The 19,639-nt window shown below is 57.7% G+C and carries 12 protein-coding genes; 10 read left to right on the top strand and 2 right to left on the bottom strand.

Annotated features, from left to right (window positions below; translation table 11 throughout):
* Window positions 1-6: 6 nt before the first annotated feature.
* Both INF37_RS15895 and INF37_RS14740 read right to left on the bottom strand, forming a co-directional pair.
* A complete protein-coding gene (locus tag INF37_RS15895) occupies window positions 7-3,300 on the bottom strand; it encodes an AAA family ATPase (RefSeq protein ID WP_193539215.1) in 3,294 nt (1,097 codons plus the stop codon).
* Window positions 3,297-4,436 (bottom strand): exonuclease SbcCD subunit D, encoded by a 1,140-nt coding sequence (locus tag INF37_RS14740; protein ID WP_193539213.1) that lies wholly within the window; start codon window positions 4,434-4,436, stop codon window positions 3,297-3,299. Before INF37_RS14740 ends, INF37_RS15895 begins: the two co-directional genes overlap by 4 nt.
* 385 nt (window positions 4,437-4,821) lie before the next feature.
* On the opposite strand from INF37_RS14740, the gene INF37_RS14735 reads away from it, so the two are divergent.
* The 10 genes from INF37_RS14735 (at window position 4,822) to INF37_RS14690 (ending at window position 19,374) form a co-directional block, all read left to right on the top strand.
* Entirely contained in the window at window positions 4,822-8,742 is a 3,921-nt protein-coding gene (locus INF37_RS14735) for an S-layer homology domain-containing protein (protein ID WP_193539211.1), read from the top strand.
* A gap of 462 nt (window positions 8,743-9,204) precedes the next feature.
* Window positions 9,205-10,083 carry an HAD family hydrolase gene (locus INF37_RS14730; RefSeq protein ID WP_193539185.1) on the top strand — a complete coding sequence of 293 codons (879 nt, stop codon included), beginning with the start codon at window positions 9,205-9,207 and terminating at the stop codon, window positions 10,081-10,083.
* Window positions 10,034-10,600 carry a CD3072 family TudS-related putative desulfidase gene (locus INF37_RS14725; protein WP_193539182.1) on the top strand — a complete coding sequence of 189 codons (567 nt, stop codon included), beginning with the start codon at window positions 10,034-10,036 and terminating at the stop codon, window positions 10,598-10,600. Before INF37_RS14730 ends, INF37_RS14725 begins: the two co-directional genes overlap by 50 nt.
* Window positions 10,593-11,633 (top strand): ABC transporter ATP-binding protein, encoded by a 1,041-nt coding sequence (locus INF37_RS14720; protein WP_193539180.1) that lies wholly within the window; start codon window positions 10,593-10,595, stop codon window positions 11,631-11,633. Before INF37_RS14725 ends, INF37_RS14720 begins: the two co-directional genes overlap by 8 nt.
* Window positions 11,630-12,544, top strand: a complete 915-nt coding sequence (locus INF37_RS14715) for a carbohydrate ABC transporter permease (protein WP_193539178.1) — start codon at window positions 11,630-11,632, stop codon at window positions 12,542-12,544. The genes INF37_RS14720 and INF37_RS14715 overlap by 4 nt, the downstream gene beginning before the upstream one ends.
* 12 nt (window positions 12,545-12,556) lie before the next feature.
* The gene (locus INF37_RS14710) at window positions 12,557-13,408 is read left to right on the top strand and encodes a carbohydrate ABC transporter permease (protein WP_193539176.1); all 852 of its coding nucleotides are present in this window, start codon (window positions 12,557-12,559) and stop codon (window positions 13,406-13,408) included.
* A 58-nt stretch (window positions 13,409-13,466) separates the two neighbouring features.
* Window positions 13,467-14,831, top strand: coding sequence for an extracellular solute-binding protein (locus tag INF37_RS14705; RefSeq protein WP_193539174.1), 1,365 nt, complete (start codon window positions 13,467-13,469; stop codon window positions 14,829-14,831).
* A gap of 236 nt (window positions 14,832-15,067) precedes the next feature.
* Window positions 15,068-16,054, top strand: coding sequence for an SIR2 family protein (locus tag INF37_RS14700; protein ID WP_193539172.1), 987 nt, complete (start codon window positions 15,068-15,070; stop codon window positions 16,052-16,054).
* Window positions 16,055-16,078: 24 nt separating this feature from the next.
* On the top strand, window positions 16,079-18,247 hold the full coding sequence (locus INF37_RS14695; RefSeq protein ID WP_193539170.1) for an ATP-binding protein: 2,169 nt from the start codon (window positions 16,079-16,081) through the stop codon (window positions 18,245-18,247).
* Complete coding sequence (locus INF37_RS14690; RefSeq protein ID WP_193539168.1) at window positions 18,244-19,374, top strand: HNH endonuclease signature motif containing protein; 1,131 nt, start codon at window positions 18,244-18,246, stop codon at window positions 19,372-19,374. The genes INF37_RS14695 and INF37_RS14690 overlap by 4 nt, the downstream gene beginning before the upstream one ends.
* Window positions 19,375-19,639: the final 265 nt, after the last annotated feature.

The raw sequence follows: 19,639 nt of genomic DNA, 5'->3' as shown, positions 1-19,639 counted from the left end.
TCCAGATCACGCCAGGATCTCCACATGGCTGCCGCCGGACTTGTCCTTTGTGACCACGATCTGTTTGTCGATCTTCTCCTTCAGCTCTGCCACATGGGAGATGATTCCCACCAGGCGTTTTCCCTCCGTGAGGGCAGTGAGCGCGCGAAGGGCCTGCTGGAGGGATTCCTCATCCAGAGACCCGAACCCCTCGTCCACGAACATGGTATCCAATTGGATCCCTCCGGCGGCCGACTGGATCTCATCTGAGAGGCCCAGGGCCAGGGAGAGGGACGCCTTGAAGGACTCACCGCCGGAGAGGGACTTGACACTGCGCTCCGAACCATTGTAATGGTCTATAACGTCCAGCTCCAGGCCGCTCTGGCTGCGGTTGTTCTCCGCCTCCCGGCGGCGCTTGAGTTCATACTGTCCTCCGGACATGACCAGCAGCCGGAGATTGGCCCGCTGCAATATGCGGTCAAAGAAGGTCATCTGGATGTAGGTCTCCAGCGCGATCTTCTCTTTGCCCTGGAGATTGCCGTTGACCGTGTTGGAGAGGGTCCGCACCCAGGCATACCGTTTCTCCAGCTTCGCCAGATCCGCCGCTTTCCCCTGCATATTCCGCAGGGCGGTCTCATTGGCCATCCAACGGGCATGGATCGCCTTCTGGGCCTGAAGCCGCTCCCCGCGCTGCCGGGTCAGCTCCTCCCCGCGCAGCTGCTGGGCCTGGACATCCACCTTCTGGCTGTTCTCCAACAGGTGGTTCAGTTCCTGAATGGCCGCGTCAGCCTTGGTCAGCTCTTCCTCACAGGTCTTTGCGGTCTCCTCGGCCCGCTTCCGTACATCGGCAAGCCGCTGGATCTCCTCTCCCAGCGCGGTCATCTTCCCCTGGGCCGCCTCCATATTCGGGTAGTGAAGCTGGGTGTGCATGGTCTGGAGCTGCCCAGTGATCTCCTCTTTCCGGGTCTGAGCGCCTGCCCGCTCCTCCCGCAGTCTGGCGGCAGAGTCTTCCGCCTTTCGGAGTTCCTGCTCCGCCAGTGGGATCTTCCGGTCCAACTCCTGTTTCCGCCGGATCTTTTCCTGGAGAAGCTGTTCCTGTGCTCCCATCCGGGCAAGCACGCTTCCCACCTGCTTCAGCTCCCCGTCGATCCGCCCGGGAGCCTCCTCCAGCGGACATTCTTCCAGATGCGCTGTAATCTCGCGGTGCAGTGCTTGCTCCATCTGCTCCCGCTGGCCGTCCAGCACGCCTCGGGCCACCTCTGCCTGTCCCAGGGCCTCCCGCAGCTGTTCCTGCTGCCCTTCCAGAGCTGCTAGGGCGATCTCCTGCTGCTGGATCGCCTGCTCCAGCTCGGCCCGGTGGGTCAGCTGTGCCTCCAGCGCCAGCAGCCCCCTGTGGAGCTGGGAGAGCTCTTCTGCCACGGCCTTCCGGCAGGCAGCCAGCTGCTCCTCCGCCTCTGCAAGGGATGGCGCCTCGATATGTGCCGCCATCCGGCTCAGAAGCTGTCCCTCCCGCTCTTCCAAGGCGGCGTGGGCTCTGCCAGCGGCCAGGCTCTTCTCCTGTGCCTCCCGCTGGGCCGTCTCCAACTCAGCCTTCGCCTGTTCCAGCTCAACCTCTGTGGGTGCCCCGCCGGACAGCCGGGCCGGGGACGGATGGTGGCAGGAACCGCACACGGGGCAGGGTTCCCCCTCCGTCAGTGCCTGGGCCAGTACTCCGGCCTGCTCGTCCAAAAAGGCCCGGTTCTTCCTGCGAAAATCTGCCTCCAGCCCTTCGGCCCGTCCTCTGGACCGCTCATAGGCAGCCAGCGCCGTCTCGCGGGCCTTTTTTGCCTGGGTACAATCCGCCAACAGGGCCGCCAGCTCCTGCAAGGCACGCTCTTTCTCCCGGGCCCGCTCCTGACGGCGGAGGAGCGCTTGTTTTTCCTCCGCCAAGCCCTGCGACGCCTGGTAAGTCTCCCGGTCGGCTTGCAGGGTTCCCTTCTTTTCCAGCAGGTCGGCAGCGGCCCGCTCCTGCTGACGGGCAAGTGTTACCCGCCGCGCCTCCCCTGCTGCCAGCTGCCGGAGGCATTCCTGCCACGCCTTGATTTGACTTCCCAGAGCTTCCAGGTTGGACTTACGGCGCTCCGCCTCCTCCCGCTCCCGGAGCAGGCGCTCCTGCTCGGTCTCCGTGCCGGCCAGGCTACCAAGCTCCTCTTTCCACCGTTCCAGTTCCCGCGCCTTACTCTGGCAGGTCTCCTCCTGACGGGCCAGACTCTGCTCCAGATCGACCATCCTTTGGGTCAGGACGGTGAGCGCGTGCTCTTTTTCTGACAGCTCCCGGTACCGGGGCAGCTCCGCTTCCAGGGCGGCCAGCTCCCGGCTCAGCGCCTCCTGCTGAGGTGCTTTCTGCTGCTCTGCCTCCAGCGCCCGCTGCGCCCGCTCCACCCGGGGCAGCAATTCCTCCCGGGCTTTGCAGACAGCCGCCAGCTTCTCACGGGTCTTCTGGGCCTCCTCCGCCTTTCCCAGCAGGGCGGCAGTCTCTTTGAGCTCCTCGTCCAGCCCGTCCAGGATCTTTTGGACGCGCTGTTCCTCTTCACGGTCCTGACCGATCAGCTGCTCGATCAGCTCCACGGTCTCCTCAAAGGACAGCTCCCCCGCCTGGGCCCGCTGGAGGTCGGGCCAGCGGACGTGGTCCTCGGGACAGACCGTCCCTCCGATATACTGCTGTACACTGGAGCGGGCGGCTTCACAGTCCCGCTGGAGCCTTCCGGCCTCCTGCTTCATCCGCTCCTGGAACACCATGTAGTATCGGGTCTGGAAGATCTCCCGAAAGATCTCCTGGCGGCTCTTGGTGTCGGCCAGCAGCAGCTTGAGGAAATCCCCCTGGGCGATCATGGCGATCTGGGCAAACTGGCTGCGGTCCAGGCCAATGATCCCGATGATCTCCCGGTTGACCTCCCGGGCTTTCGTGACCAGGCGCCCATCTGGTAGGGTGAGCTCCGCGTCGGCCTTCTGAACGGTGGTGCCGCCGCCCCGCTTGGCGGGACGCTCATACTCCGGATTCCGGCGGACGGTGTAGGTCTTGCCCCCGTAGGAAAAGATCAGCTCCACCTCGGTGGGGGTATCCGGCTGGGCGTACTTGGAGCGAAACATGGATGGGTCCCGGTTATCGCCGCTGGGCTCTCCGTAGAGGGCGTAGGTGATGGCGTCAAAGATGGTGGTCTTGCCGGCGCCGGTGTCACCGGTGATGAGATAGAGCCCCTGCTCCCCCAGCCGTTCCAGGTCGATGACCACCCTTCCCGCATAGGGCCCAAAGGCGGATACCGTCAGCTTCAGCGGTCTCATGCTTCTCCCTCCCAGATCTGTTCCATCAGGCTCCGGGCAAAGGCGCGCTGCTCCTCGCCCATGGGCTGCCCGTTCTGCTTCTCGTAAAACTCCTCCAGCAGCGCCAGGGGAGACTTCTTTTGCACATCCTCTGCACCGTCCAGCGAAATCGCGGTCCGGGTGCGCTGATTGTCATAGTCCAGCTTCATCAGGTTGGGATAGAGGATGCGCAGCTTGCGCACCGCATCGGGGACGTCCTCCTCATCGGTGAGGGTGATATGGACATAGTCCCGCGGATAGCTTGTCCCCTCATAAAAGCCGCGGAAGGTCAGCTCCTCGTAGGTGCCCCGCAGCTCCACCAGATCCCGCATGGGGGTCAGCGGTACGGTTCGGATGGATACGTTCCCCTTTTCCCGCAGCTCCACTACGGTCACGGATTTCTGGTGCCCGGCCTCGGAAAAGGAGTATTTCAGGGGCGTACCGCAGTAGCGCACCGTCTCCCGCCCCACCTGCTGGGGACCATGGATGTGCCCCAGGGCCACATAGTCAAACGGCGCAAAGACAGACACATCCACATTGTCGGAGCCCCCCACCGATATCTCCTCCGAATCGCACCGGGCGGCCCCGGTGACAAACTGATGGGTCACCAGTACATTCCGCTGGGCAGTGTCCACCCCCATGGCCTCAATGGCGGCGGCCATGGCCTGGGTATAAGTGGAGATCTCCCGCTCCGGGAAGCACCGCCGGACATGGGCCGGTTTCACGAAAGGCAGCAGATAGAGGTGCACCGGTCCGTACTCATCCGTAAAGGTGAAAGGCTTCACAACTCCGTCATACACAGGCGCCAGATAGACCCCGCTCCGGGTCATAAGCCGTCCGCCGAAAGCGATGCGCTCCGGCGAGTCGTGGTTCCCGCTGATGAGAAAAACCTGCACGCCCCGCTCGGACAGGCGCACCAGGAAGTCATCCAGCAGGCCCACCGCCTCTGCGGAGGGCACGGATTTATCATAGACATCCCCGGCGATCAGGACGCCGTCCGGCTGTTCCTGGTCGATGATCCGGAGGATTTCCGCCAGGATATACTGCTGGTCTTCCAGCATAGAAAACTCGTTGACCCGCTTGCCCAGATGCAGGTCCGAGAGATGGATCCATTTCATGGTACAATTCCCCCTGTATGTGGTGGATATTACCATCATTATACCGGGGATACATCCACCGCGCAAGGATGCGATTGGCAGTCTCGCCGGTCGCATCGAGTTCCTGCGTATCCGCGCAGATTCGACAAGCGCTCCCTTTTCTGAAAAGTAATTTTCAGAAATCTGCACAGTTGAAAAAAGGAATCTTCATATAAAAAATGCAATGAAAATAAATTTCACAAATGTTACAATGGATTCAGCAATATGCCGGAAGATCACAAAAAACGTCTCCCATCATGTGACACTTTCTACAAGGAAGACAGATGTTCCAAGGCAGGCAGAAAGGAGGAATGGCAAAACATCCTGCTGTATGGCAGATATCACACCAGAAAGAAAGGAAAATATTATGAAACACACGTTTCGAAAGCTGGCATCGGTCCTGACCGCCCTTTGTATGCTGGTTTCCCTGTTCCCCGCGGCGCTGGCCGCACTTCCGGTCGCTTACGAGTATGTGCAGGACACCGACGGAGTGGACTCCGGCGCGGTGTACGCCATTTACTACGGCGGAACCAGCAACGGAAGCATCCTCTATCATACCGGCAGCGGTACCACCGACCAGGTGGGCGGCACGGTCGCCGGCGACACGCTGACCCTCAACGGCGGCTTCGCCGTCTCCCGTCAGCTGTGGACCATCGTTTCCGCAGAGGGCGGCTATACTCTCCAGAGCGTGGACAGCGGCCGCTATCTGGATCTGTCCCAGCCCACCAGCAGCAAAGTCAACACTGCCCAGGAGGCGGTGACCCTGACCATCTCACTGCTGGAGGATGGCACCTATACGGTGACCCATACTTCCGGAAATGCCCTCTCGCACGGCACCTCCGGCCAGTATTATTCCAGCAGCTCCGCCACTCCCCTGTATTTCTACAAGCAGACCGAGGTGGAGCCCAGCATGGCCCCCGGAGCCCCCTCCGGCTCCAGCGCTGGTCAGCCCTTCGTAAAAGAGGACACCAACAGCACGCATTTCCGTATCCCCGCCCTGCTGACCATGGACAACGGCTGGATCGCGGCGGCCTCCGACATCCGCTGGCGCACAGACGGCGACTCCCCTCAGAATCTGGACACCATCGTCAGCCTCTCCAAGGACGGCGGCGCCACTTGGGATTGGAACGTGGTCAACTACTACGACGATATGGCCGATGACGCCACCGGCCAGACCAGCGCTTCCTTCATCGATCCCTCCATCCTTCAGGCCGAGGACGGCACCGTCCACATGGTGGTGGATGCCTGCCCCTCCTATGTGGGTCTGATGTACGGAAATCAGATGGGCTGGGAGAGCTCCGGCTTTGACGATGCAGGCCGCCTGCTGGTGACCCTGGGCACGGCCGGCGGCAACGCCTCCAAGAAGGTCGCTGACTATACCTATTATGCGGATATCAACAACCCCTCCGCCGGTGCAGAACAGGTCGTTGGCGGTGAAGCGATTACCCTTTACCCCATTTGCAAGGCAGAGGACGACAGCCAGACCGGCGCCTGGGTGGACGCCTGGCTGAACGTGTATACGGAGGAGGACGGTGTCATCACCCCCGATCTGTGCCTCCAGCTGCAGAGCTCCGACGCGGTGCAGAGCAACCTCTTCTACCGCAACTCTCAGTGGAAAGCCTACCCTGTGTTCTACATCATGCACCGCTCCGCCGACGTTACCGCGGACGGTCTGGTGTGGAGCGATCCCCAGTTCCTGGACATCAAGCTGTCCGAGGATGAGGCCTTTACCGGCGTGTGTCCCGGCCGTGGCCTCTCCTTCCAGTATGAGGGCCATGAGCGCCTGGTGTTTCCCCTGTATGACAATGCCACCGGCACCGAGCTGGCCAGCGTCATTTACTCCGATGACGGCGGTCAGACCTGGACGCGCGGCCAGCACAACGCCGACCTGAACGGCGTGGGCAAGACCAGCGAGTCTCAGGTGGTCCTTCTGCCCGACGGCACGCTCCGGATGTACTCCCGCAATACCATCCACTACATCAGCTACGCCGACTCCACCGACGGCGGCGAGACCTGGGGCACCTGCCAGAAGGACATGGCCCTGGGCAGCCGGAACCCCGGCAACGGCTGCATGGTCTCCTTCATCAACCTGGACGGCATTCTGGTGGGTCCGGACAACACCATCTATGAGAATCTGATCCTGGCCTCCTACCCGGTGGTACAGCGGAAACAGGGTGTGGTGCGCATCGGCTATGTGGACGGCGAGAACGTAGTCCACTGGCTCAACGACGATGAACCGCGCTATCAGGGCGCCGGCAATTTCAGCTACTCCTGTGTGACCCAGCTGCCCGAGGGGGACGCCTTCGGTATCCTCTATGAGTATGGCAACGAGACCAACACCATCCAGTATGAGACCCTCACGGTAAACGACCTGCTGGGACAGGGCTGGTATCTGCTCAGCGGTGCGGAGAATCTGCCCTCTATCTCTCTGGATCAGGCCGTTGTGGATCTGAAGGCCGGTGAAACCGCCAAGCTCACCGCTACCTATACCCCCACCGGCGCAGAAGTGACTTGGACCTCCAGCAATCCCGCTGTGGCCACCGTGGAAGGCGGTGTGGTCACCGCCGTGGCCCCTGGCACCTCCACCATCACCGCCTCCGTCACCTCCAGCGGCATCACCCGCACCGCCTCTGCCGACGTGGCCGTCCAGGGGAACGAGGGTGTGATCCTGCCCGACCGGTACACCGATCAGATGGAAGAGAACTATCACGAGGCCTCCACCACCTATGCGCTGGACGACGACGGTATCGATTCCGGCAGCGTATACGCCATCTTCCACAGCAACAGTAGCCGGATCCTGTACCACGCCAGCGGCAGCACCACCAGCGATCAGGTGACCGGCAGCGTCTCCAATGGCCTCCTCAACCTGGACAGCGGCTACCTCGTCACCCGTCAGACCTGGACGGTCACCGGGGATGCGGAGAGCGGCTATACCATCCAGAGCTGTGAAGCGGATGGCCGCTACCTCAACCTGAACACCGCCACCAGCGCCGGCAGCAAGGTACCTGTCACCGATGAGTCCCAGGCTCTGAGCGTCATCCCCGTGGACGGCTCCGCCGGCTCCTACACGGTCAGTCGGACGGTGGGCGATCAGACCCTCTACCTGGCCCACGAGAACGGTACCAAGCAGCACTATGTGGGTACTGAGGCCGTCCCCTTCCAGTTCTACCGCCAGGTCATCACCGAGGCCGGCTACACCTACACCACCTCTGCCGACGGTCTGAATGCCCTGATAGCCGACCTGTCCACACTGAAGGAGTCTGATTACACCGCCAGCAGCTGGGCGGCTCTTCAGAATGCACTGACCGCCGCCCGGGCGGTTGCCAAGAGCGAGAACTTTGATAGCCAGGAGGCCGCCCAGGCTGCCCAGGCCGTTGTCGATCAGGCTGCCAAGGACCTGTATGCGGCCAAACTCGGTCTGACAGAGTTCAGCGGCGATTCCGGTTCGGGCGGTTCCAGCTCCGGCGGCGGCTCTTCCGGTGTGACCCGCTATACCATCACGGCCAGTGCTGGCGAGGGCGGTTCCATTACTCCCAGCGGCAGCGTGTCCGTCAACTACAACAGCGACAAGGCCTTTACCATCACCGCCGACGAGGGCTTTGAAATCGCCGATGTGGTGGTGGATGGCAAGAGCGTTGGCGCGGTGGCCAGCTACACCTTTGAAAATGTTCGTACCAATCATACCATTCAGGCTACTTTTGCAGCGAGCATCGACGAGGGCGATACCCCGCTGGGCGACCTGCCCTTTACCGATGTGGCTGCCGATGCCTGGTATGCCGAGGCGGTATCCTATGCGGTGGAAAAGGGTCTGATGACTGGAACGTCTTCTACGACCTTCTCCCCCGAGATGACCTTTACCCGATCCATGATGGCTCAGATCCTCTACAATCTGGAGGGTAAGCCCAGCCTGGATAACGAGATCCTGGGCTATCCCTACGCCGATGTGGCGGGCGATACTTGGTATGCAGACGCCGTGTATTGGGCCCGGCTGAAGGGTCTGATCAGCGGTTACTCGGATGAGAAGTTCGGTCCCAACGATTCCATCACCCGGGAGCAACTGGTATCCATTCTGTACCGCTATGCCAGCTACAAGCAGCAGGACGTCAGCGCAGCGGCAGATCTGAGCATCTTCTCTGATGCGGAGCATATCTCGCCCTGGGCGGCGGACAGCCTGAAGTGGGCCGTGGCCGAGGGGATCCTCTCCGGCAAGGGCAACGGACAGCTGGACCCCACCGGCACCGCCAGCCGCGGCGAAGTCGCGCAGATATTCTGGAATTACATGAAATAATCGGGTATATGAGTCACAGCTCCTCCCCCTTTCGCTCGGTGACGAGGAATCCCTAAGTCACCATGGAGTAATGCCAAAAGGCTTCCTGTCCATTTAAGGACAGGAAGCCTTTTTATACCGTGGCTGTCTTCCTTGAAAACTCGCTGCAACCGGATATACTCATCGGATACGAGCGCATAGTATCCGCTCACTTCATTCATGCTCTCGCATTTTTGTCCATGACAGGCGAACTCCTGTCATGGACTTTTTTATTTTCCTTTGCGAAATTTTTCAAAACTTTTTTCCTCATTTCTTTTTAAAAATGGTTGGTATCCCACGTCATTTTATTTTTTATCCAAATTCCAAATAATCTCATTCCAAACATATCGAAAAAAAGAATTTGCAGATTTTACCCCTCGGCACTACAATGAAATCTAAAAAATTTTTACGCCGTATGGTCAAGCCAAAGGAAAGGAGCCCGGGATGGAGCTATTTATCTCTGATTTGGATGGTACTCTGTTGGACTCGCAGGCACAGCTCTCACCGGTCAGCCTCAAAATTCTCCGCATGCTTCTGAGTGACGGACTTCCCTTCACCGTGGCCTCCGCCCGGACCCCCTTTTCCGCACTGCCGCTGCTGGCGAGCCTTCCGCTGCGCCTGCCCTGGATCCTGATGAACGGCGCACTCCTCTATGATCCCGTGCGCCAGAGCTTTCCCGATTTCGTCCCGCTCTCTCCGCAGGCCCAGAAAATACTGGCTCAAGCCGAGGAGCGCTGCGGCATAAGCGGACTCCTCTTCACCCTGGAAGAGGGCCGGCTCCGCTGCCACTGTTCCCCTGCTGCTCCCCCTGCCGCCCAGCACTACTTTGATTGGACGGCTCTCGCCCCCTATCCAGCCCTGTGGAATGGCTTCGGCCGGCGGCAGGCGGCGGAGCTTGCCCCCCTCCCACTCCTGTACGGCATGTATCTGGATGACCGGCCCCAGCGTCTGGAACAGATGGCATCCCTGCTGGACGGGCGCGGCCTGACTCTGGATTTTTACCGGGATCGCTATACCGAGGAGCGGTGGTATCTGGAGGTCTACAGCGCGCAGGCCTCCAAAGGTCTGGCACTTACCCGGCTGCGACATATGGGTGCTTTCACCCATATTGTCGCGTTTGGGGATGGGCAGAATGACCTCGCCCTTTTTGATGCCTGCGACGAGGGATACGCTGTGGCCAACGCCTGTCCCGCTCTGAAAGCCCATGCAGACGGCATAATTCCAAGCAACGAGGCGGACGGCGTGGCCGTCTATCTGAGTAAGAGGTGGAACTGTGAAACAGATTTTGATCGTCAGTCACTGCATTCTGAATACCGCCGCTAAATGCCGTGCCTACCGGATGGAATCCATCCGCGCCGAGGAGTCCTTGCGGCGGGAACTGCTCCATCGAGCGGTGGACCGCGGTGTTCAGCTTCTCCAGCTGCCCTGTCCGGAGCTGATGCTCTACGGTCTGGATCGCTGGGGCCACACCCGGGACCAGTTTGACAACCCTTTCTTCCGTCAAACATGCCGGGAACTGCTGAAGCCCATCCTGCTCCAGATCCAGGCCTATGCTGCAGCGGAGGACGTGGAGCTGCTGGGGGTTTTGGGCATCGACGGCAGTCCCAGCTGCGGAGTGAAATACACTTGCTCCGGCCCCTGGGGCGGCGATTTTGGCGGCCGGGACGTGAGCGGGGTACTGTCCCAGGTCCGGACTGCATCCGCTCCCGGGGTCCTGATGGAAGTATTTCTGGAAGAGCTGGCCCGCTTGGGGCTGACATTGCCCGTGGACGGGCTGTACGCCAAAGAGCCCGGGCGCGCCCTTTCCTTGCTGGGCGGAGAGGAGGCTTCCCATGGCTGAGATCGTTCTGGAGCACGTCTCCAAATCCTTTGGCAGTACCCGCGTCATCGAAGATCTGAGTCTCACCCTTCGCTCCGGCGCCTTTACGGTACTCCTCGGCCCCTCTGGCTGCGGCAAGACGACACTTCTGCGGATGATCGCCGGCATCGGCCCGGCTACCAGCGGCCGGGTCTATATGGACGGCGTGGATATTACCGCTCTGCCCCCGGGAGAGCGGAATGTGGCCATGGTCTTTCAGAGTTATGCCATCTATCCCACCATGACCGTCCGGGGCAACATTGAGTTCTGCTTGAAAAACAACAAAGTCCCCCGCGCCGAGCGGCAGCGCCGTGTGGCGCAGGTGGCCCGGACCGTGGGCCTGGAGGATTACCTGGACCGAAAGCCCTCCCAGCTCTCCGGCGGCCAGCGGCAGCGCATCGCTCTGGCCCGGGCCCTGGTGAAGGAGCCCGCCGTCTTTCTTATGGATGAGCCGCTCTCCAATCTGGACGCCAAGCTGCGCACTGCCATGCGCAGCGAGCTCATCCAGCTCCACCAGGCACTGGGCGCCACCTTTGTCTATGTGACTCACGACCAGACCGAGTCCATGGCCATGGCCGACCACATCGTGCTCATGAATGAGGGGAAGATCCTTCAGCAGGGAGACCCGGAGTCTATCTACCGGGACCCGGACAATATCTTCACAGCCCAGTTCATCGGAACTCCGCCCGCCAATATCCTCCCCCTGCCCGGAAGCAACTTCCGTTTGGGCTTCCGCCCGGAGAAGGTCCGCTTCCTCGCTTCCGAGGAGGCCCTGGCCTATACCCGTCCCGGGACCGTGGTAACCCGGGAGATGCTCGGGGTCGAGGTTCTCTATAAGGTCCGTCTCCCGGAGGGCGATGTGATGGTGCGCAGCGCCTGCTTCCAGTACCGGGCCGGGGACACCGTGTGTCTGGGCGTGGCCGGGGAAGACCTGTACTTCTTCGATGAAAACGGCCTGCGCATCCGCAGCGGGTGCGGTGAGCTGATCCGCCGTCTGGAGGAGGGTACGCTATGAGGCCAGGCAGAAAGCTGCCCCGGCCAAGCGGGCGCAAATCCTCCGGCACTGGACTGGTACCCTATCTGCTGGTGGGGCCGGCCATGCTCCTCCTGCTGATTTTCGTGTTCTATCCCCTGGTCAATCTGGTCTATCTCAGCTTTTTTGACTACAACCTCATCCGGGAAAAGACCTTTGTGGGTCTGAAAAACTACGAGGTTCTCTTCTTTGTTAAGACCGATTTTCTGGACGCTCTGCGCAACACAGCGGTCTACACTCTGTCCGTCCTCTTTTTCAGCCTGCTGCTGGCGGTACTCTTTGCCCTGTGGCTGGAACCAGACAGCCGGATCAACCGCTTTCTCCAGAAGAGCATGTTTACCCCCTATCTCATCTCCATGGTGTCCTGCGCCTACATCTGGTCCTGGATGTATGATGCCGACAGCGGCATCCTCAACGCCATGCTGGCTCTGTTCGGCCTGCCTCTCTCCCGGTGGCTCAACGACTCGGATCTGGCCCTCTTCTGTGTGGCTGCGGTGGCAGTGTGGAAGAGCCTGGGCTATTACCTCATCATCGTACTCGCCTCCATCCGCTCGATCCCTGCGGAGATTCTGGAGGCCGCCGCCCTGGACAACACCCCGCCGGTGCGGAAATTCTTCCGCATCACCCTGCCCATGATCTCCCCCCAGCTCTTTTTCCTGCTCATCACCATCACGATCAGCTCCTTCAAAGTCTTTGACGTGGTGCGGGTCATGACGGACGGGGGCCCTGGCAACGCCACCGATGTGCTGGTGACCTATATTTACCGCTACGCCTTCCAGATGAACGCCCGGGTGGGCTATGCCTCGGCGGCCGGCACTGTGCTGCTGGTGATCCTGATGATCCTGACCTATTTCTATTTCCAGGTGCTGAGCAAGCGCGTCCACTATCAGTGAGGAGGAACTGCCATGAATCTGACCTCTTCCCGAAGCGTTCGCCTGCGCCGGCGCGCCATGGGCCTGCTCTCCCTGCTCTTTAAACTGGCTATGGCGGTCTTCTTCCTCTTCCCCTTTTACTGGATGATCACCACCGCCTTTAAAACCTATGGAGAGTCCATCCGCTTTCCGCCCACTCTCTGGCCGGAATCCTTTACACCGGAGGCCTTTTCCGACGTGTGGCAGCGCATTGACATTCCCCGCTATCTCAAAAACTCCCTCCTGGTGTCCCTGGGCGTGGTGACACTTCAGGCGGTATTCAATGTCACCGCAGCCTATGGCTTTGCCCGCTATGAATTCCGAGGCAAGCGGTGGATGTGGGCCCTGGTGATGCTCGCCTTTATGATCCCCACCCAGATCACCTTTGTCCCCGTGTACATCCTTTTCTCCAAGGCCAAGCTCCTGGGCACCCTCTGGCCCCAGATCCTCCCCTTTGCGGCCAATGCCTACGGCATTTTTCTCATCCGGCAGTCCTTTCTCCAGGTTCCGGACGAGCTGGTGGAGGCCGCCCGCATGGACCACGCCGGGGAGCTGAAGATCCTGACCCACATCATGCTTCCCATGTGCCGCTCCAGCATCATCACCGCGGAGCTCTTCAGCTTTATCAGCACCTGGAACTCCTATTTCTGGCCTCTGGTCATGACCAATTCGGACAAAGTGCGCCCCCTGACCCTGGCCATGCAGCGTCTCCAGGACGCTCACCAGGGTCTGGAGTGGCCGGTACTGATGGCGGCCAACAGCCTGCTGGTACTGCCGGTACTGCTTTTGTTCCTGCTGCTCAGCCGCCAGCTTCTCTCCTCCTTCGGCTACCGCGGCATCAAATGATCCCTTTCTGTCCGGCATACATATGTATGACATATTTTAATACAAAGGAGACCTTGAAATGAACCAGAAACCCCTTGCCCTCCTCCTGGCCGGAGCCTTGAGCTTCAGCCTCACCGCCTGCGGCGGCGAGAGCGCTGCCACCCCTACCCCCGATGCCCAGACCACCCCCACTCCCGCTCCGGAGAGCGAAGGCCCGGACTATGTCACCGAGCCCATCACCATCACCTTCTGGCATGACCGCACCTCCGACACCGACTACGCCTTCCTCCAGAAATCCATCCAGGAGTTCAACGACACCAATGCGTACGGCATCACCGTAGAGGAGGTGGCCCAGGGCTATCTGGACGATGTCCAGGCCGCCATCGAGACCGGCATCGCCGCCGGGGAGACTCCGGTCCTGGCCGACCTCTCCTGCAACGGCATCCCCCTCTTTGCCAGCGAGGGGATCCTGGCCGACATGACGCCCTATGTGGAGCGGGATGGCTTTGACATGGAGAACGTGGTGAAGGAACTCACCGACTATGTCTACTACGAGGACCAGATTGTGGCCATGCCCTATACCCGCGGTACCGCCATCCTCTACTATAATAAGGATCTCTATGCCCAGGCCGGTCTGGACCACGCCCCCACCAGTCTGGAGGAACTCAACGAGTACGCCGCCAAGATCTATGAGACCTCCGGCGGAACCATCCGCGGCATCGGCTACACCATCGAACCCACCTACTACCAGCACTACCTGCTGGAGTCCCTCAACGGCGTTGGCTTCATGGATGCCGACGGCCTGGGCGCCTCCTGCCTCACCGACGGCTCCATGAGCCAGTTCCTCACCGACTGGTATAACTGGACCGAGGAGGGCTGGTGCGAGATCCCCGCCCTGTCCAGCGCCAGCTCCGCCATGCAGGAGAGCTTCTACAACGGCCAGCTGGCCGCCTTCGTCTCCAGCTCCAACCGGGCCACTTCCATCTCCCAGAAGGCCGCCGAGATGAACATCAATCTGGGCATGTCCGCTACGGTGGGCTATGGCGGTTATGCCGCCCCTCTGGGCGGCGGCTCCATCGGCATCATCGCTGAGGGTCACAGCCAGCAGGAGATCGCCGCTGCCTGGGAGTTTGTCAAGTTCCTGATGAGCGACGAGCAGGTGGCTGCAAACCACATTGAGACCGGCGTGCTGCCCACCACCTATTCCTCTGTGGAGACCGACACTCTGAAGGACTTCTGGGCCGATCCCGCCAACGAGGGCTACAAGATCTCCTATGAGCAGGTCACCGACGCCTCCGCGCCCGCCATGTCCCTCTATACCAGCGAGTGGAACAGCGTGGTTCGCACCGCTTACTCCGACCTGATCCAGGGCCGCGACATTACCCCCGAGCAGGCCCTGGAGACCCTGGTCAAGGAAGCAGAGGTCATCTTCCCTGCCCAGTAAATCACCTGTGACATACGAACGCCCCCTGCATAGGTTTATCTTCTTCCTATGCAGGGGGCGTTTTGCCTGCGTTTTTCGAGCGCTGAAGTGCCATTGCAATCTACACCCATCCTAAAATAAGTAATGCAGTCCATACTTTCCATCTGCCCAAAGCGATAAATGTTTTCGCATATGTAAAAACATGCTATACTTAGCATAATACCGGCTTAATTCTTCGAAAAAGAGAGTGAGTGGAAATGAAACGGCAGGTCAGCTTTGTGTATCCAATGAAAGGTCCCGGGCGTCCACAGATTTTGTTGATCGGAAATGGGCTGGAATATAAAAGCGGACAGCGCAGTTGGGAGCAATTGGTCCGGGACCTGACCTTGCCGGAAAAACGGGAAATGAGCGGAGTGGAGTCCCTTCCCTTTCCTCTGCGCTATGAGCTGCTCTCTACCCCTTCCACTTCCCCCACGCCTATGGGGCACGAAGATATTTTGCAAGAAGAAAAGCGTCTGGCACAAGCCATGAAGGCCATGGTGCACAGGAGCAATCCCCTGCTGGAAAAACTTCCAGGACTCCGGATGGACCACATTTTCACGACAAATTACTCCTATTGTCTGGAGCAGGCCTTTTTTCCTCACCGCAACTTTGGGTGCAGTCGAACACGCTCTCAGTTTCGTTTTGACCTGCGGGATCGCGAGAGCAAAGCCATTCAAACACGGGAAGTCCAGTACCGCCTGCACACAGGCTACTTCTTCCCTGCCGGACCTGATACCCCTCAGGGAACTGGCCTTTGGCATATCCACGGGGAGAGCAGTGTTCCGCAGGGCATCATCCTGGGGCATGACCGCTATGGCCGCCTTTTAGCCAGAATCGTGCAGTGCTGTCAGAATACGGCCCAGCGGACGTCCAGAACCAATGTGGGAAAGCTTCCATTTCTCTCCTGGCCCAGCCTCTTTCTCTTCGGTGATGTGTATATTCTGGGGTTTGGATTTGACTCATGCGAATTTGATCTATGGTGGCTTTTGCGCCGAAAGCAGCGTGAGCGCAATGGAGATGGAAAGGTCTATTTTTATGACAAGCCACCCTTTAATACGCAAAAAAAGATGCACCATTTTCTTTTGCAGGCCAATGGCGCGGAGGTACGGACTGCGGGCGCCACGGATTGGACCGATTATGATACGTTTTATGCTGCTGCCATTCAGGACATCCGGCAAACGGTAGAACAACGCCGAACGTGAATACGTTTGAAGGAAGTGAGGGACATGAGGCTACTTTATCTGTACCTGGATTTCACACAAAATGGGAAAACACCAGATGGATACCGGGGACATAAGCAGTGTGAATTGAACTTCAGCACAGAGTATATCTACACCCTGGAACGCGCTTCAGCAATAAGGACGCGCTTTTGCCTGAAGCGCACAGCAAGAAAAGAAAACGACAGAGTCGAACGTGGTTTCTGGGGCGACGAGCGGATTTATAATATATCAGCAATTGTAGGGGAAAATGGGACCGGTAAAACCACTCTGATGCATGCCGCGATCAGGGCACTGACTGCGCTGTATTTCAGAATACCCCAATCATTGCCCTTTCATTTTATCTGCCTGATGCAGGATTCCGGCGGAAAAATATATCTTATCTATTCTCAGCGGGAAGCTAAGATCAATACCCCTGATTTCGAATGCAGCCAAATCTCATATTCTACTGGTATTGTTTCACCATATTTCCTTAGAAAGACTAAGTTAATCACTTTTTCAAACACAATGTCCATGTCAGACCTGGAACAATGCCGTATACTGCATGAAGACAGCGAGGATGGTGGTATTGGCGTTTGCGGCACATTGTACTCAAACCCGCTCTATGACTGCTCTTTGGTTGCCAATATGATGCTGGCGCAAGAAGTCAGCAATACAAATTCGAACAAACGTCCGCTGGAAGATCAGCTATATACTTATTTTACGTTTGAAAGTTATCAGCAAGCACGTTATTTATTTGACCGGAATCAGAGAAACATTCTGCTCCAGATGAGGAAAGACGGATACCCGGTTCCTTTTCCGCGGGAACTGACGCTAAAGATCCACCCTGCGGTTGAACGTCTCAAAAAAGTGGAAGCGGAGATTGCGAAACGATACCTAACTGAGGTTTTCGCTAGGTGGTACCATCAATACAGTATTTTTTCAGAACAGGCAAACGATACGTATTTGCTTCTTGCTGAACTGAGTTTAAACTGTGTGGTAAACTTTCTGAGGATGGCCAGCAGAGCGTTGGGGTACGGCAGCATAGAAATGGTGACACTTCCGGAAACATTTACAGAACCACAGGATTATATTCGAACGATGGATTTCATCGCTGCCAACCAAAGCAATTGGATAGTGCAAACTTATTATGCTTCTTGCAAAACATACATTGAATTTCTCTGGAACAATGCGGAGCATATCCAGAAGTATTGGAAGTACTATAAAAATTATGTATGCCACATCCCACTGGGTGAACAACTGGATCCCATCTTGCAGGAATTGATGATCCGCTTTGTGGATTTAAGCCGTGCAATCAGTGGAAGCGACTATTTTGTAACTTACCATTGGGGATTCAGCAGCGGAGAAAACATTTTACTCCGCATTTTCACAAAGCTGCGATACCTGCTGAGTGGAACTTGCTATGATGAGGAAAGCGCGGAGTTCATCACAGCAGAATCTGTGCAAAATGCAATGCTTGCTGAACGGAAAGATCATATTCAAAATTCGCTTGGCATGGATGAAACATGGGACTGCGACTCCGTGATTCTCTTTTTGGATGAAGCCGACCTGTCCCTTCACCCGGAATGGCAGCGGATGTTTGTCGCCACATTGGCCGAATTTCTGCCGCGGCTCTATCAAAATCCTTACTACCCGGGAGCTGACAGCGGCTGTCAGGATATTCAGATCATCTTGACCACCCACTCTCCCCTGATGTTGGGGGACTTTCCATCCGCCTCTGTGCTTTACCTGAAAAAAGGCAACGACGGCTGTATTACCGTGGAGTCCAACAGCGCCCTGCAGCCCTTCGGACAGAACCTCTACACGCTCCTCAAAGACGGATTTTATCTGCAGAACGGCACCATTGGAGCGCTGGCCCAGAAAAAAATCAAACGTGTGCTTGAGGACATCCAGAAGATCAAACCACCGGCGCATGATCTCCCGATGGATTACACCGAGCAAGAACTGGATAAATGGGAATACCGTCTGGAAATGCACAGACAAAAGACGGTGCGGTATCTCCCGGAAGGCATTATGCGCAGCAAACTGGAAGAGGAAATTGCCGCTGCACTTGCTATGATCCATCAGAGGAGAACGCCGGAGCAAAAAGAACAGATAAAGCAGGAACTGAGAGCAGATATCGCCCGCTTACAGCGGCAGCTGGATATGTTAGAGCACGAAGGAGAGACATCACGATGATCCGTATTTCGCCGCCGTGGAAAGGACCGCGAGCAGATGACATCTGGGCGCTGTACTATTTCCTGCTCTATAAAATGCTCCCCTTTGCACCAGAGGATTATCTGCCCATAGACAGCCGTGGCGCCTACTACTATCCGAATGGAGACCGAACGAAGAAAAAGCGATATCCCACCGCCCATAAAAAATTCAAACTAACCAAAACATCGCAAGATATACTTTCCAAAGCAAAGGTTCCGGCACCGAATACGCCGGAAGAATTGATTGAACTGGTAAGCCCACAGCTGCACCAATATCTCTATCAAAATCATACCGTCCAACGGGAAAAACTGAGGGAACTGCTTACCACGGAGACAGACGGCAAGACCATTCAAGCCAAAAAGCTGGAGTTTTCCGCAAAGTCAGCGCTGTCAAAATTACTTTTGACGCAAATTTTTAACTATGACAGCTTTAGCCGCCAAAACTTGTTTCCCCAATTGGTACAGATGACGGGTGTGGAGGTCTGCCCCTATTGTAATCGAAGTTTTACCACCACAGTCCGGACCCGCAAGGGAGAATATCACCGGCAAAACCAAGTTGATCACTACCGTTCCAAGTCCAAGTTCCCATGGTTTGCCCTGACACTTCCCAATCTGATCCCCGCCTGTGGGAACTGCAACCAGAAAAAGGGAGATGATGAACAGTACGTACTCTATCCCTACCAGGAAGAGTTCGGGGAGCAGTATCAGTTTCATACAACCCCCATCTCGTCAACTGCCTATCTAATGGGCCAAATGGTCAAGCCCGACGAATTTGAAGTAACCATCGAGAGAGTTGGACCGGTAGGTGACCCGGACTATGACCAGCGCGTCCAAACCTCCATTGAGAAATTCGGATTGGATGTCCTGTACCGCGAGAGCCACAATGCCTATGTGTGTGCGATCTTCGAACAGCGCTATATTTTTAATAACGCCTATCTGGATTCTCTGATTGACAGCTTTCCGGGCTTATTCAAAAGCAGAGAAGAAGCCCGCCAGCTGCTCTACATGAAGCGCTATGATGCGGAGGGACTCGGCGCAGCGCCTTTGGCAAAGCTGACCCATGATATAGATGAGGAAATTTCCAGGCTATACATGGACAAGAAGCCATGATCCTATGGCACTGCGTTTTGTCTGAAAGAACTACAACAAATGACACGATCGTCTGAGAGGCTGACCCTTTATCCAGGGTCAGCCTCTCAAATACATTTATGGTTTGTTTTTCAGGGCACCATTTCCAGGCTTTTTGTTCGGTCAGGTAGAATAAGTTTCGCAAAAACAAAAAAAGACATGGTTTGCAGATCTCTGGTAGAATGAAGTTGCGACACCACCATTCGAAAGGAGACAGCAAACCATGTCCGAGAAGATTGTACAGCTA

The organism is Pseudoflavonifractor gallinarum, assembly GCF_014982855.1.
GTDB lineage: Bacteria > Bacillota > Clostridia > Oscillospirales > Oscillospiraceae > Pseudoflavonifractor_A > Pseudoflavonifractor_A gallinarum.
The sequence above is the reverse complement of the archived record's forward strand: the minus strand, read 5'-3'. Positions and strand labels throughout refer to the sequence as shown.

Coding starts and splice junctions, on each gene's coding strand:
- INF37_RS15895 (WP_193539215.1), bottom strand. CDS start 3,300: ATGAGACCGCTGAAGCTGACGGTATCCGCCTTTGGGCCCTATGCGGGA.
- INF37_RS14740 (WP_193539213.1), bottom strand. CDS start 4,436: ATGAAATGGATCCATCTCTCGGACCTGCATCTGGGCAAGCGGGTCAAC.
- INF37_RS14735 (WP_193539211.1), top strand. CDS start 4,822: ATGAAACACACGTTTCGAAAGCTGGCATCGGTCCTGACCGCCCTTTGT.
- INF37_RS14730 (WP_193539185.1), top strand. CDS start 9,205: ATGGAGCTATTTATCTCTGATTTGGATGGTACTCTGTTGGACTCGCAG.
- INF37_RS14720 (WP_193539180.1), top strand. CDS start 10,593: ATGGCTGAGATCGTTCTGGAGCACGTCTCCAAATCCTTTGGCAGTACC.
- INF37_RS14715 (WP_193539178.1), top strand. CDS start 11,630: ATGAGGCCAGGCAGAAAGCTGCCCCGGCCAAGCGGGCGCAAATCCTCC.
- INF37_RS14710 (WP_193539176.1), top strand. CDS start 12,557: ATGAATCTGACCTCTTCCCGAAGCGTTCGCCTGCGCCGGCGCGCCATG.
- INF37_RS14705 (WP_193539174.1), top strand. CDS start 13,467: ATGAACCAGAAACCCCTTGCCCTCCTCCTGGCCGGAGCCTTGAGCTTC.
- INF37_RS14700 (WP_193539172.1), top strand. CDS start 15,068: ATGAAACGGCAGGTCAGCTTTGTGTATCCAATGAAAGGTCCCGGGCGT.
- INF37_RS14695 (WP_193539170.1), top strand. CDS start 16,079: ATGAGGCTACTTTATCTGTACCTGGATTTCACACAAAATGGGAAAACA.
- INF37_RS14690 (WP_193539168.1), top strand. CDS start 18,244: ATGATCCGTATTTCGCCGCCGTGGAAAGGACCGCGAGCAGATGACATC.